The sequence below is a fragment of the Actinophytocola algeriensis genome (assembly GCF_014203735.1).
Classification (GTDB): domain Bacteria; phylum Actinomycetota; class Actinomycetes; order Mycobacteriales; family Pseudonocardiaceae; genus Actinophytocola; species Actinophytocola algeriensis.
The window spans coordinates 113,620-126,479 of the sequence record NZ_JACHJQ010000008.1; the positions used below are offsets into that span (position 1 = coordinate 113,620).

Genomic DNA, 12,860 nt, shown 5'->3' on the forward strand with positions numbered 1-12,860 from the left:
AGTGGCGATGACACAGCCATACGGCCAGCAGCCCGACCCGTCGGGCGGCGGCTATCCCCAGGGCGGATACCCCCAGGGATACCCCCAGACGCCTGGCCAGGGGCAACCGGCCCAGGGCTACCCGCAGAGCCCGCCCTATGGCCAGCCCGCCCAGGGCTACCCGCAGAGCCCGCCGTACGGCCAGCCCGCCCAGAGCCCGCCCTACGGTCAGCCCGCGCAGGCGTACCCGTACGGCGCCATGCCGAGCGCGCCGCCGGAGTACAGCGGTGGCCCGATCCCACGCCCTGGCGTGGTCACCGCGGCGGCGGTCCTCAACTACGTCGAGGCCGGCATCACGCTGATCCCGACCGTGCTCTTCCTGTCGGTCCTCGTCGGGCTGGAGGCGGGCGCGGACGACGCCGGTCTTCTGTGGATCGCGGTGGTTGCGCAGGTCATCGGTGCCGCGCTGCTGATCGCGGGTGGCGTCCAGATCATGGGCGGGAAGTCCAGGACCCTCATGATCGCGGGCACGGCACTCGAGATCGCGATCAGCCTTTACTGGATCGTCATGTTCGCCGTGCAGACCCGAGGGGTCGAAGGTGCCGAGTACGGCACGGGCATGGTCGTGGCAAGCGCTATCTTCTTCGCCATCATGCCGGTGATCAGCCTCGTCCTGTCGCTGGGCGCCGGCACGACACAATTCCTGCAGTCACGTCGCGGGCACTAGGGTCCGCGCGCGAGAGGGGTAAAGAAATGTCACAGCCGTACGGGCAGCAGCCCGGCGACTTCAACCAGGGCCAGCAGGGCTACGGCGCCATGCCGCCCGCACCGCCGGAGTACAGCAGCGGCCCGATCACGCGCCCCGGCACCGTGACCACGGCCGCGGTGCTGGCGTTCGTCCAGGCCGGTCTGACGCTGATCTGCTCGGTCATCCTCATGATCGGCCTCGGTGCCCTCGCGGGCGCCATGGACGACGCCGAGACGATCGGCGGCATCGACGTCAACGAGGGCGCACTGGCGGGCCTGTGGATCCTGGCCATCGTCGGCCTCGCCGGCGCGGGCCTGCTGATCTGGGGCGGCGTCAAGGCCCTGAGCGGCACCGCGGGCCAGATCCTGGTCATCGCGGCGGGCCTGCAGATCCTGCTGTGCATCATCTGGCTGGCGGCCTTCCAGGGCGGCATCGTGTCGATCCTGCTCGTCGTCATGCCGATCATCACCCTGGTGATGTCGCTGGGCGGTCCGGCCAAGCAGTACGAGGCCTCCCGCACCGGTCGCGCCTGACCGACAACAACAAGAGAGGCGGCTCCCGAACGGGAGCCGCCCTTTTTGTGCGGACCGGACGCCCCGGGAATCAGCGGGCGAGCAACTCCACCTGAGCCAGCGACACGGTCGAGAACCCGGACCCCTCCGTGATGTCCAGCCGGTACTGCCGATAGGTGCCGGGGTCGGCCACCGAGAACGGCCGGGTCTGACGCCGCCACCGGAACTCCTCCCCGGCCCGCTCGTCGAGCACGGTCCACACCGCACCGTCGTCGGACCCACGCAACGTCCACGACCGCGGATCGTCACCGCGGACACCCGAGGTCAGCGTGTAGTAACGCACCATCGCCCCCTCACCGGGCAACCGAAAGGCGAGCCAGGGCGTGGACGTGCGGAACGTGACCTGCGTGCGGGAGTTGTCGTCGAACAGCGGCGCGACGTTGATCCCGTCACTGCCCTCTCCCGAACCGTCGACCGTGCACGTGATGTCGTGCATGGTCCGAGGCACCGCGCCGACGCCGGTGAGCGACGGCGGCAGAGCATCCGGCCCACACCCCCACGTGGAGGGTGAGGGTCCCATCCGGAAGTCCAGCACAGCCCCGTCGGCGAGCACCGAGTGCGGCACGTACACCCTGTCCCAGGGCTTCCCGTTGATGGACAGGCTCTGCACGTACACATTCGTAGGACTGTTGCCCGGCGCGTTGACGACGAGGGACCTGCCGTTGTCCATCCGCACCACAGCACGGGTGAACAACGGCGACCCGATCACGTATGCCGGACTGCCCACCCGCAACGGGTAGAACCCGAGCGCGCTGAACAACCACCACGCGGACATCTCGCCGTTGTCCTCGTCGCCGAGGTAGCCCTGCCCGATCTCGCTGCCCGCGTAGAGCCTCGCCAGGATCTCGCGGACCTTCGCCTGCGTGGCCCAGGCCGCCCCGGCGTAGGTGTACATGTACGGAATGTGGTGCGAAGGCTGGTTGCTGTGCCCGTACTGTCCCATCCGGACATCCCGGGCCTCGAGCATCTCGTGGATGGTCTTCCAGTAGGCCCCCCGCGCCCGCCCGGTCTCCTGCGTGGCGAAGAACTCGTCGAGCTTGGCGGCAAGCGCGGCCAGACCACCGAACAGGCTCGCGAGCCCGACGCCGTCGTGCGGCACGCTGAAAGCGGTGTTCCACCCGTTCGTCTCGACGTAGTCCCCGCCCCACGCCCGCGGGTCGTACTGCTGCGGCGTGTGCCGCAGGCGGCCGTTCTCCTTGCGTCCCTGGAAGAACCCGGTGCTGGGGTCGAACGAGTGGACGTACCCCTGCGCCCGGTCGAGGAAGTACTCGTGGTTCTCGGTGTCGCCGAGCGCGTGGGCGAGCCCGGCGAGCGCGAAGTCGTTGACGCAGCCCTCGAGCGTCCACGACAGACCGAACTCGGTCGTGGTGGGCGTGTAGCCGAGGAAGATGGACCGGTCGATACCCTTGCGCCCCACGCCCGGCCGATCCGGGGCGACGGTCGCGTTGCGCAGCGCGGCCTCGTAGGCGGACTCGATGTCGAAGTTCCGCACGCCCTTGAGGTAGGCGTCGGCGAACGCGACGTCGGAACTGGTGCCGGTCATCAGGTCGGCGTAGCCGGGGGAGGACCAGCGGGCGATCCAGCCGCCGTCCCGGTACTGCTGCACGAACCCGTCGATCAGCTCACCCGCATGGTTCGGGGTGAGGAGCACGTACGCGGGCCACACCGTGCGGTAGGTGTCCCAGAACCCGTTGTTGACGTAGACCTTTCCCGCCTGGACGGTCTTCCCGGTGTGTGTCGGCGTGTCCTTGCGGGCGTCCGGTGCCACCGGGCTCGCGTAGGCGATCGAAGGCACCTCGTCGGTACCGGTGTTCTCATGCCCGCGGTTGGGATAGAGGAAGAGCCGGTACAGGTTGGAATACAACGTGATCAGCTGGTCCTCGGACGCCCCGTCCACCGAGATCCGGGACAGCAGCTCGTCCCACGCGTCGGCGGCCCGGTCACGCACCGACTCGAACGTGTCCGAGTCGGCGATCTCCAACCACAGGTTCTTCTTCGCCTGCGCCACGCTGATCAACGAGGTGGCGATCCGCATGGTGACGACCGTCGGCCCGGCGATGTCCGGCTCGAACTTCACGAACCCGCTGACCCGGCGCGAGAACCCGCGCCACAACCGCCCGGTGGCGGAGATCGTCCGGTCGAACGTCGCGTACACGAACAGCCTGCCCGCCCCCTCGGATAGTCCACTCCGGACATCCGAGTACCCGGTGATCGTGCCGGCCACCGGATCGATGGCGAGCCGCCCGTGCCGGGTGATGTTGTCGAAGACCAGGTTCGCGTCCTCGCCGGGGAACGTGAACCGCATCAACGCGGCGTGGTCGGTCGGCGCGACCTCCGCGGTGATGCCGCTCGTGAACCGCACGCTGTAGTGGTGCGGGCGGGCGATCTCGTTGCCGTGCCGGAACGTCAGCGCCCGCCTGCGCCGCCGGGTGCTCGGCCGTTTCGCCGCCGGGGAGGGCAGCACCTGGAACGTCTGCCGGTCGCCCATCCACGGGCTCGGCAGGTGGCTCGCGGAGATCGCCTCGATCGCGGGCAGGTTCCGGTCGTTGTTGTGCCGGTGGTAGCTGTACAGCCAGTCCTTCGCGCCCGCGTCGGTGACCGGCGTCCAGAACGTGAAGCCGTGCGGCACCGAGGTGGCGGGGATGGTGTTGCCCCGCGAGTACGCCTTGGTGGAGTCCGTGCCTCGGGTGGTGAGCACGTAGTCGACCGGCCGCGGCCGGGTCGCCGGTGCGGGGCGGTCGGCGATCGTGACGTCGTCGAGCCAGCCGGAGAAGTCGGCGGGACCGTGCGGGCTCGCGTAGGAGAGCAGGGCGCGGACCGCGACCTTGCCCTGCGCGACCCCGCCGAGCCGGACCACCCGCTGGTTCCACTGGTTCGGCGTGAGCGCCTTCGACTCGCCCTGGCCGGGTGCGGTCAACGGGAAGCCGAGCTGGTCCGACGCGCCCAGGCCGCTGAGCAGGGTGCCGTCGGAGAACGCGAGGTCGAGCGCCACGTACGTGCTGGGGAAGCGCAGGTCCTCGCCGCTCAGCTCCGGGAAGATCACGTACGACAGCTCGGTGTCCGCGCCGATCGGCAGGTCGAGCAGGAACAACTTGTTGGTGACGCTCGCCGGGCCGCGCGCGCTGTGGCTGCCCTGGTAGCGCAGGGCGCGCAGGCCGGTGAACCCCACACCGGGTTTCGCGGTCGCCGGCTTGGCGGGGCCGCCGCCCTCGCGTGTGCTCATCGTGGCGCCCTCGGCTCTCGGCTCGCCGCTCTGGTCGAGGTCGGTGGCATCGATCCAGGTCAGGGGCGGGTCGGTGTTCTCGAACGACGAGAAGAAGCCCGGACTGCTCATTGCGCTCCTGATCACGAGTCGGAGGGCCGTGATCCTATTGGGTGCAGAATGCCGGTATGCACCCCGCGCGTCTCCTCTGGTCCGTCGTCGAACCCCTGCACGCCGTCGTGTACTTCGCGCCCGAGGTCCGCGCCGCGGGCAAAGAAATCGGGTTGAAGGGTTTCTGGGACACCTACTTCGCGTTCCGCGCCGCGCCGCTCGGGCCCGTCGGCGCGGCGCCCGTGGTCGGGATGTTCGCCGGATTCGAGCCCGGGATGGTCGGCCGGTCGCTGCCCTCGGCCTGGTCGCGGGCGTCGGCGGAGACGTGCCTCGTGACCCGTGCTTCGGTGTCGGCGGACGTGCTGCGGGGGATGGGGGTGTCCGCCGACGCGTGCGCGGCCGCGGTGTCGCTGCTCGACGCCGCGGTGTGCGACCGCACCGGGCGCCCGCTGGGGGCGGCGAACGCGGCGGTGCCGTTGTCCGACGACCCGGTCGCGGCGGTGTGGCAGCTCGCGACGACCCTGCGGGAACTGCGTGGCGACGGGCATGTCGCGGCGCTGGTGACCGCGGGCCTGTCCGGACTCGACGCCCTGCACCTGCAGACCGTGGCGAAAAGGCTCGACCCGGACACCATGCGCCAGGCGCGGGGGTGGTCGGTGGAGCAGTGGGCGGCTGGGCGGGAGTCGCTGGTGGCGCGGGAACTGCTCGACGAGGACGGGCTGACGGTCACCGGTGCGGACGTGCTCGAGTCGGTCGAGGAGCTGACCGACGCCGCGGCGTGGCAGGAGTCCGTGCCGGTCGACGAGGTGGTCGAGGTGCTCTCGGCCGCCGCCGCCGCGGTGTGGGACTCCGGGGTGCTGCCGGACGGGAACCCGATCGGCCTCCCGCGTCCGGCTTGACCTCTACCAAGGTCCAGCCCTTAGCGTCGCGCCGGAATTGTCGGTGTCTCGTGCGAGGGTGGCGTCATGGACATGGAGACCACAGCGTGGATGTCGCTGTACAACACGATGAACAGGACGGACGACCGTCGTCCGTTCTCGATGGCGACGCTGCGCCGGATCGGCCGGTTCGCCCAGCCGCACCGCAGGCTGCTCACGTGGTTCCTCCTGCTCAGCGTCGTGACCGCGGTGCTGGCGGTGGCGACGCCGGTGCTCGCCGGGTGGGTGGTCGACGCGATCGTCGCGCGGTCCTCGCTGCGGGTGGTGGTCGTGCTCGCGGTGCTGATCGCGGTGATCGCCGTGGTGGAGGCCGCGCTGGGGCTGGTCGCGCGGTGGCTGTCGGCGCGGATCGGTGAGGGGCTGATCCTGGACCTGCGCACGGCGGTGTTCGACCACGTGCAGCGGATGCCGGTCGCGTTCTTCATGCGCACCCGCACGGGTGCCCTGGTGTCGCGGCTGAACAACGACGTCATCAGTGCCCAGAACGCGTTCAGCAACACGCTGTCCGGGGTGCTGTCGAACGTCGTGATGCTCGCGCTGACGCTCGCCGTGATGCTCGGGGTGTCCTGGCAGATCACGCTGCTGGCACTGGTGCTGTTACCCGTGTTCGTGGTGCCCGCGCGGCGGATGGGGGCGCGGCTCGCCCGGCTGGAACGCGAGGCCGCGAACCACAACTCGATGATGAGCACGCAGATGACCGAACGGTTCTCCGCGCCGGGCGCGACGCTCGTGAAGCTGTTCGGGCGGCCGCTGGACGAGTCGAGGGAGTTCGGACAGCGGGCCGCGCGGGTGCGCGACATCGGCGTGCGCACGGCGATGGTGCAGACGGTGTTCGTGACCGCGCTGACGCTGTCGTCGGCGCTCGCGCTGGCGCTCGTGTACGGACTCGGCGGGTGGTACGCGTTCGCCGGCTCGCTGGAGCCGGGCGCGGTGGTGTCGCTGGCGTTCCTGCTGACCAGGCTGTACGCGCCGCTGACGTCGCTGGCGAGCGCGCGGGTCGAGGTGATGAGCGCGCTGGTGGCGTTCGAGCGGGTGTTCGAGGTGCTGGACCTCAAGCCGCTGATCGACGAGAAGCCCGGCGCGGTCACCCTGCCACCTGGGCCGGTGTCGGTGGAGTTCGACCACGTGTCGTTCGCGTACCCGGCCGCGTCGGCGGTGTCGCTGGCGTCGCTGGAGGAGGTGGCGAAGCTCGACACGCGGGGCGGGGTGGAGGTGCTGCACGACGTGTCCTTCCGGGCCGCACCGGGGCAGCTGGTGGCGCTGGTCGGGTCGTCGGGGGCGGGGAAGTCGACGATCGCGTCGCTCGTGCCGCGGTTGTACGACGTCGACGCCGGTGCGGTGCGGCTGTCCGGTGTGGACGTGCGGGACCTGTCGTTCGGGTCGCTGCGGGACTCGCTGGGGATGGTGACGCAGGACGGTCACCTGTTCCACGAGTCGGTGCGGTCGAACCTGCTGTTCGTGGCACCGGAGTCGTCCGAGGCCGACCTGTGGGAGGTGCTGTCGCGGGCGCGGCTGGCCGACCTGGTGCGGTCGTTGCCCGATGGGCTGGACACGATCGTGGGGGAGCGCGGATACCGGTTGTCCGGTGGTGAGCGGCAGCGGTTGACGATCGCCCGGCTGTTGCTTGCCCGGCCCCGGGTGGTGATCCTCGACGAGGCCACCGCCCATCTGGACTCCACCTCCGAGTTGGCGGTTCAGGAGGCGCTGGCGGAGGCGTTGTCCGGGCGGACGGCGTTGGTCATCGCGCACCGGCTGTCCACTGTGCGAGCTGCTGATCTCATTCTTGTGGTCGAGGGTGGGCGTGTTGTGGAGCGGGGGACTCATGAGTCCCTGCTCGCCGCCGAGGGGCGGTACGAGGAGTTGTATCGGACGCAGTTCGCCGGGGTGTGACTCCCGTAATCGACTTCGCCCGGGTACGTCAGGGCTGGTTTATGCGGTCCGGGGGTTGGTTCAGTGCGTCCATGATTCTGAAAGCGAGGTCTTCTATCGGCCTTCTGTCGGTGCTGGCCAGCGCTCGGTGCCGGGTCGTCGCCGTTTCTATGATCAGTACGTGCTGGGTGGTGCTCAGGTACTTGATCAGGGTGGTTGTTCTCAGCGTGAACCACGCCAGCGCGGTGATGGTGATCAGTGCCGAGATGGCTTTCAGGGTCACGGCCGACGCCAGGGTCGCCGGGAACAGCCACGAGGTCGCCGCGATCGCGTAGTTTCTGACCGCAGCTCTGCGTTCGGGGTCCGCCTCCGTGGTGGTGACCCTCGTGATGGTGTGCAGCGGGTAGGCGTCGGTGCCGATCCACAGGGTTCCGTTGTCCAGGCGGACTTCCACTGGCTTGTGTGTGATGGACATGCGAGTGCTCCCCTCGTGAGCCGAGGCTAGCTCGGGGACGCGTTCCCGTGGTCGGCGCACGTTTTCTGTCACACTTCTGACCTGTGGATGGTTATACGGTGGACCGCATGATTACTCTGTGAATGTGCTTGACGATCTGATGCGCGCCGGGTGGCCCGCTCTCGAGGAGGTCGAGGTCGACGGCTGGGTGGCCCGGTTCTCCGGTGGGGTCACCCAGCGGGCCAACTCCGTGGTGCCGTTGCGAGAGCCTGGTGATCTGGAAGCCGCTCTCGACCGGGTCGAGCGGCTCTACGCCGCTCGTGGGTTGCCGGTCGTGTTCCAGCTGGGGCCTTCCGCCGCGCCCGCTGGGCTTGACGACGTCCTCGCCGCGCGTGGCTACGTGTTCGGATCACCCACGTCCATCCAGGTCGCTGCCGTGCACGCCGTGGCAGCTGACGCCGTGCCAGGGCCAGACGGGGTCGAGATCAGCGACGTGCCCTCCGACGAGTGGCTTGACCTCTGGTGGCAGGTGGACGGGCGTGGTGATCAGTCCGCCTTGGCCGTGGCAGGCAAGATCCTTCTTGGCGGGGCCGCCGTGTACGCCACCGTGCGGGACTCCGGCGGGGTCGCCGCAGTCGGGCGGTTGGCGCTGGTCGGGGAGTGGGGCGGGGTGTACTGCATGGCGGTACGTCCCTCCGCGCGGCGGCGTGGACATGGCGCGGCCGTGCTCTCCGGGCTGCTGCGTGCCGGCCGGGCGCGTGGGATCACGCGGGCCTGGCTGCACGTGCGCGCGGAGAACACGGCCGCGCTGTCGCTCTACCGGCAGGCCGGGTTCACCGAGACCTCCCGGTACCACTACCGGTCACACCGTGGACAGGAACCTGTCGAGCACGTTCACCCCGAACCGTAGGCCCTCCACCGGCACCCGCTCGTCCACGCCGTGGGCCATCAGCTTGTGGTCGTGGCCTGCCGGGATGAACAGCGGCGCGAACCCGAAGCAGTCGATCCCGAGCCGCACGAACGCCTTGGCGTCCGTGCCGCCGCCCATGCAGAACGGCACCACGATGCCTTCCGGGTCGAACGCGCGCAGCGACTCCGCCATCGCGTCGAACCACGGGGTGTCCACCGGCGCCTGGACCGCCTGCTGTTGCTGCACGAACTCGCGGCGCACGCCAGGGCCGACGATGCGGTCGATCTCCGCCAGCAGGTCGCCCTCGCTGCCCGGGAGGACCCGGGCGTCCACCAGCGCCGACGCCACCCCCGGGATGACGTTCACCTTGTAGCCCGCGGACAGCACCGTGGGCGTGGTGCTGTTGCGGACGGTGTTCTCGATGACCTTCGCGGCCGAACCGAGACGGTGCAGCGTGACGTCCATGTCGCCCCAGTCGACCTCGATGCCCAGCGCCGGTGCCGCTCGCTCCAGGAACGCCTGCACCGCGGGCGTCAGGCGTGTCGGCCAGTGGTGGGACGCCAGCCGGGACAGCGCTTGGATCAGGGTGACCACCGCGTTGTCGTCGTTGCGGCGGGAACCGTGACCGGCCCGTCCGGTCGCGGTCAGCCGCATGTGGGCGGTGCCGCGCTCGGCCGTGGCCACCGGGTACAGGCGGACCTCGTGACCGTCGGCGTGGGTGGTCCGGACCGTGTACCCGCCGGATTCGCCGATCGCCGCGGCGCAGTCGGCGAACAGGTCACGGTGTTCCTCGACCAGCCAGTGCGCACCCCACTCGCCGCTGTCCTCCTCGTCGGCCACGAACGCCAGCACGATGTCGCGCCGCGGCCGGATGCCCGCCGCCGACCACCGCGACAGCACCGTGAGGAGCGCCGCGCACATGTCCTTCATGTCGACGGCACCACGGCCCCACACGTAACCGTCGCGGATCTCTCCCGCGAACGGGGGGACCGACCACTCCGACGCGTCCGCGGGCACGACGTCCAGGTGCGCGTGGACCAGCAGCGGCGCGAGCGCCGGGTCGGTGCCGGGCACCCTGGCCACCACGTTCGAGCGTTTCGGGTCCCGTTCCAGCAGTGCCGGCGTGAGGCCGACGTCGGTCAGGTGCGCGGCCACGAACTCGGCGATCGCGCGTTCGCCGAGCAGCGACTTGCCGTCGCCGAGGTTCGTGGTGTCGAACCTGATCAGTTCCGCGCACAGCTCCTCTACCGCCAACTCACCCATAGCTACCTTCCACGGCCCCGCTCGCGATCGCGGTGACCACTTTGAACGCCTTCATCGCCTCCGTCATCGACACCGCGTCGAAGCCGACCCGCCGCACGTCGAGCTGCTCGACCGTGGGCACCACGGCGGCGGCCGCCGCCAGGTGCGCGGCGTCGAACTCGACCTCGATACGGTGCCCGCTGATCGACCCGGCGAAACGTCCCGCCCGTGCCATCGCCGCCCGTGACCCGGCCTCGATGGCCGCCGCGGTCACCGACGGCGGGGTGCAGATCGCGGCGTACCGGCTCACGCACTCCTTCACCGCGACCGTCTGCGCGTCCCGCACGTAGTCGTTCGCGTCCTCGCAGGTCAGGTCGTCGCCGGTGACCAGGAGTACCGGCACGCCGTGCTCGGCGGCGAGTGCCGAGTTGAGCCTGCCCTCGCTGGCGTGGACCCCGTCGAGCCACACGCCGGTGATCTGGTTGGGGAGGTAGGTGTGGGACAGGACGCCCTCGACACCCGCGCCGGTGTGGTAGCCGAGGAACACCACCCCGTCCATGCCCGAGTCGATGCCCTGCATCATCGACAGCGGCTTGTGCCTGCCGGTGAGCATCCGCGCCCGCGTGTCGAGGTCCTCCAGCAGCACGTTGCGCTGACTGGAGTGCGCCTCGTTCACCAGCACATCGGTGGCACCGCCCGCGTACAACCCGGCTATGCACGCGTTGACATCGCTGGTGAACATGGTCCGGAACCGTTGCCATTGTTCCGTTCCGACCTGCACATCCGCCGTCCACGTGACGCCGCTGGCGCCTTCCATGTCGGCTGAAATCATGATCCGCACAACTGCACACGTTACGTCTTGGCACACGTTGCCGACACAGATTGACTTCAAGCCCCCATAGGTGGTTACTTCCTCTCAACTTACGAGGAAGAGGTGATCATCGTGAGATCGAGGCTACTGGCGCTCGGTGTCACCCTAATGGCGTCTGCCCTGGTCACGGCACCTGTAGCGGTGTCGGCCAGCGCGTCGCCGGCCCCAGCGCGGGCAGCCGAGGCGACGAGCGGCCAGGACGGCAAGGTACTCCGGATCGGGGTCAGCCGGGAGGTCGACACGCTCAACCCGTTCATGTCCATCACTCTGATGGGCACGAGCATCCTGCGGTCCCAGTTCGAGTTCCTGACCACCTACAGCCAGGGCTCGATGACCCCCGAGGGCGCGCTGGCCGAGAAGTGGGAGACCTCTGAGGACAAGCTGACCTGGACCTACCACATCCGCAAGGACGTGAAGTGGTCGGACGGCAAGCCGGTCACGGCGAAGGACGCGGCCTGGACGTTCCAGAAGATGCTGGACGACGAGACCGCCCGCACCGCCAACGGCAGCTACATCACGCAGTGGGAGTCGGTCACGGCCACCGACGACTGGACGCTGAAGATCAAGACCAAGGTCCCGCAGGCGACGATGGACGCCCTCGACATCCCGATCGTGCCCGAGCACGTGTGGTCGAAGATGTCCGACATCAGCGCCGCGCCCGAGTTCCCGATGGTCGGCAACGGGCCGTACTACATCACGGAATTCAAAGAAGCCCAGTTCACCAAGATGAAGGCCAACAAGAACTACTGGCGCGGGGCTCCCAAGGTCGACGAGATCCACTTCGTCTACTACAGCAACTCGGACGCCGCGGTGTCCGCGCTGCAGAGCGGCGAGGTGGACCTGATCAACCCGCTCACGCCGACCCAGTACGACGCGTTGCAGGGCGAGCCGGACATCCAGCTCAACAACGCGCAGAACCGCCGGTTCAACGAGCTGCTGATCAACCCGGGCGCCGCCACCAACGACGGCACCCCGATCGGCAACGGCAACCCCGCGCTGAAGGACGTCAAGCTGCGGCAGGCGATCGCCCAGGCGATCGACACCAAGACGCTCGTGGACAAGGTGTGGAGCGGCTACGCCACCGAGGCCGCGGGCTACATCCCGCCGATGTTCAAGGACTTCGCGTGGGAGCCGACCGGTGACCAGGTGCGGAAGTTCGACCTGGACGCGGCGAACAAGGCGCTCGACGAGGCGGGTTACAAGAAGGGCCAGGACGGCGTCCGGCTCGACAAACAGGGCAAACCGCTCAACCTCCGGCTCCTCACACACGCCGAACGGGACATCGACGAGAACGCGAGCCCGTTCATCAAGGGCTGGCTGAAGGAGATCGGCATCGAGGTCACCATCGAGCCGAAATCGGACAACCAGGTCAACGAGGAGACCACCCGCGGCGAGTACGACCTCGCGATCTCCGGGTGGAGCGCCAACCCCGACCCGGACTACGTGCTGTCGCTGCAGACGTGCGCCAACCGGCCGAACGCCGACGGCACGGGCGCCACGCCGGACTCGTTCCTGTGCAACGAGGAGTACGACGAGCTGTACGCCAAGCAGCTGTCGGAGTTCGACCGGAGCAAGCGGATCGACATCGTCAAGCAGATGCAGGCGCTGCTGTACGACGAGGCCACGCTGGTGATCTTCGGCTACGACAACGCCCTCGAGGCGTTCCGGAAGGACAAGTTCGAGGGGTTCCCCCAGCAGCCCACGGGCAGCGGCGTGATCATGTTCCAGCAGAGTTACTGGGGCCTGCTCGGCGCGACGCCGAAGGGCGAGGGCCCGGTACCGGTGTACGACGGCAGCCAGGGCACCGAGTCCGGTGAGGACACCACCGACGCGGCGGCTGAGGAGAGCAGCAACACGGGGCTCATCCTCGGCATCGTCGGCGGCGTACTCGTCGTGGTGCTCGTCGTCGGCCTGCTGGTCGCCCGCGGTCGCCGCAAGACGGCCGACGACCGCGAATAAGAATA

At 69.2% G+C, this 12,860-nt stretch carries 10 protein-coding genes; 6 read left to right on the forward strand and 4 right to left on the reverse strand.

Annotated elements, in window-relative coordinates:
- Nucleotides 1-7 precede the first annotated feature (7 nt).
- Together FHR82_RS34200 and FHR82_RS34205 are read left to right on the forward strand one after the other, a co-directional pair.
- Nucleotides 8-706: a hypothetical protein gene (locus FHR82_RS34200; protein ID WP_184815112.1), complete on the forward strand. Its 699-nt coding sequence runs from the start codon at nt 8-10 to the stop codon at nt 704-706.
- A 26-nt stretch (nt 707-732) separates the two neighbouring features.
- Nucleotides 733-1,260, forward strand: a complete 528-nt coding sequence (locus FHR82_RS34205) for a hypothetical protein (protein ID WP_184814756.1) — start codon at nt 733-735, stop codon at nt 1,258-1,260.
- A 70-nt stretch (nt 1,261-1,330) separates the two neighbouring features.
- Here FHR82_RS34205 and FHR82_RS34210 read toward each other — a convergent pair whose 3' ends face one another.
- Nucleotides 1,331-4,633 carry a GH92 family glycosyl hydrolase gene (locus tag FHR82_RS34210; RefSeq protein ID WP_184814757.1) on the reverse strand — a complete coding sequence of 1,101 codons (3,303 nt, stop codon included), beginning with the start codon at nt 4,631-4,633 and terminating at the stop codon, nt 1,331-1,333.
- A 56-nt stretch (nt 4,634-4,689) separates the two neighbouring features.
- On the opposite strand from FHR82_RS34210, the gene FHR82_RS34215 reads away from it, so the two are divergent.
- Both FHR82_RS34215 and FHR82_RS34220 read left to right on the forward strand, forming a co-directional pair.
- Nucleotides 4,690-5,511 carry an SCO6745 family protein gene (locus tag FHR82_RS34215; RefSeq protein ID WP_184814758.1) on the forward strand — a complete coding sequence of 274 codons (822 nt, stop codon included), beginning with the start codon at nt 4,690-4,692 and terminating at the stop codon, nt 5,509-5,511.
- Nucleotides 5,512-5,583: 72 nt separating this feature from the next.
- Entirely contained in the window at nt 5,584-7,440 is a 1,857-nt protein-coding gene (locus FHR82_RS34220) for an ABC transporter ATP-binding protein (protein ID WP_376706464.1), read from the forward strand.
- A 28-nt stretch (nt 7,441-7,468) separates the two neighbouring features.
- Here the strand turns inward: FHR82_RS34220 and FHR82_RS34225 are convergent, their stop codons facing one another.
- The gene (locus tag FHR82_RS34225; RefSeq protein WP_184814760.1) at nt 7,469-7,873 is read right to left on the reverse strand and encodes a DUF6232 family protein; all 405 of its coding nucleotides are present in this window, start codon (nt 7,871-7,873) and stop codon (nt 7,469-7,471) included.
- Between the two features lie 145 nt (nt 7,874-8,018).
- Between FHR82_RS34225 and FHR82_RS34230 the strand changes: the two genes are divergently transcribed.
- Nucleotides 8,019-8,783, forward strand: coding sequence for a GNAT family N-acetyltransferase (locus FHR82_RS34230; protein WP_221464651.1), 765 nt, complete (start codon nt 8,019-8,021; stop codon nt 8,781-8,783).
- On the opposite strand, the gene FHR82_RS34235 is transcribed toward FHR82_RS34230, so the two are convergent.
- Nucleotides 8,736-10,046 carry a M20/M25/M40 family metallo-hydrolase gene (locus FHR82_RS34235; protein ID WP_184814761.1) on the reverse strand — a complete coding sequence of 437 codons (1,311 nt, stop codon included), beginning with the start codon at nt 10,044-10,046 and terminating at the stop codon, nt 8,736-8,738. The two genes, FHR82_RS34230 and FHR82_RS34235, sit on opposite strands and share 48 nt — an antisense overlap.
- Nucleotides 10,039-10,866, reverse strand: a complete 828-nt coding sequence (locus FHR82_RS34240) for a M55 family metallopeptidase (RefSeq protein WP_184814762.1) — start codon at nt 10,864-10,866, stop codon at nt 10,039-10,041. Before FHR82_RS34240 ends, FHR82_RS34235 begins: the two co-directional genes overlap by 8 nt.
- 102 nt (nt 10,867-10,968) lie before the next feature.
- Between FHR82_RS34240 and FHR82_RS34245 the strand changes: the two genes are divergently transcribed.
- Nucleotides 10,969-12,855 carry an ABC transporter substrate-binding protein gene (locus tag FHR82_RS34245; RefSeq protein WP_311771413.1) on the forward strand — a complete coding sequence of 629 codons (1,887 nt, stop codon included), beginning with the start codon at nt 10,969-10,971 and terminating at the stop codon, nt 12,853-12,855.
- Nucleotides 12,856-12,860 lie beyond the last annotated feature (5 nt).

Coding starts and splice junctions, on each gene's coding strand:
- FHR82_RS34200 (WP_184815112.1), top strand. CDS start 8: ATGACACAGCCATACGGCCAGCAGCCCGACCCGTCGGGCGGCGGCTAT.
- FHR82_RS34205 (WP_184814756.1), top strand. CDS start 733: ATGTCACAGCCGTACGGGCAGCAGCCCGGCGACTTCAACCAGGGCCAG.
- FHR82_RS34210 (WP_184814757.1), bottom strand. CDS start 4,633: ATGAGCAGTCCGGGCTTCTTCTCGTCGTTCGAGAACACCGACCCGCCC.
- FHR82_RS34215 (WP_184814758.1), top strand. CDS start 4,690: ATGCACCCCGCGCGTCTCCTCTGGTCCGTCGTCGAACCCCTGCACGCC.
- FHR82_RS34220 (WP_376706464.1), top strand. CDS start 5,584: ATGGAGACCACAGCGTGGATGTCGCTGTACAACACGATGAACAGGACG.
- FHR82_RS34235 (WP_184814761.1), bottom strand. CDS start 10,046: ATGGGTGAGTTGGCGGTAGAGGAGCTGTGCGCGGAACTGATCAGGTTC.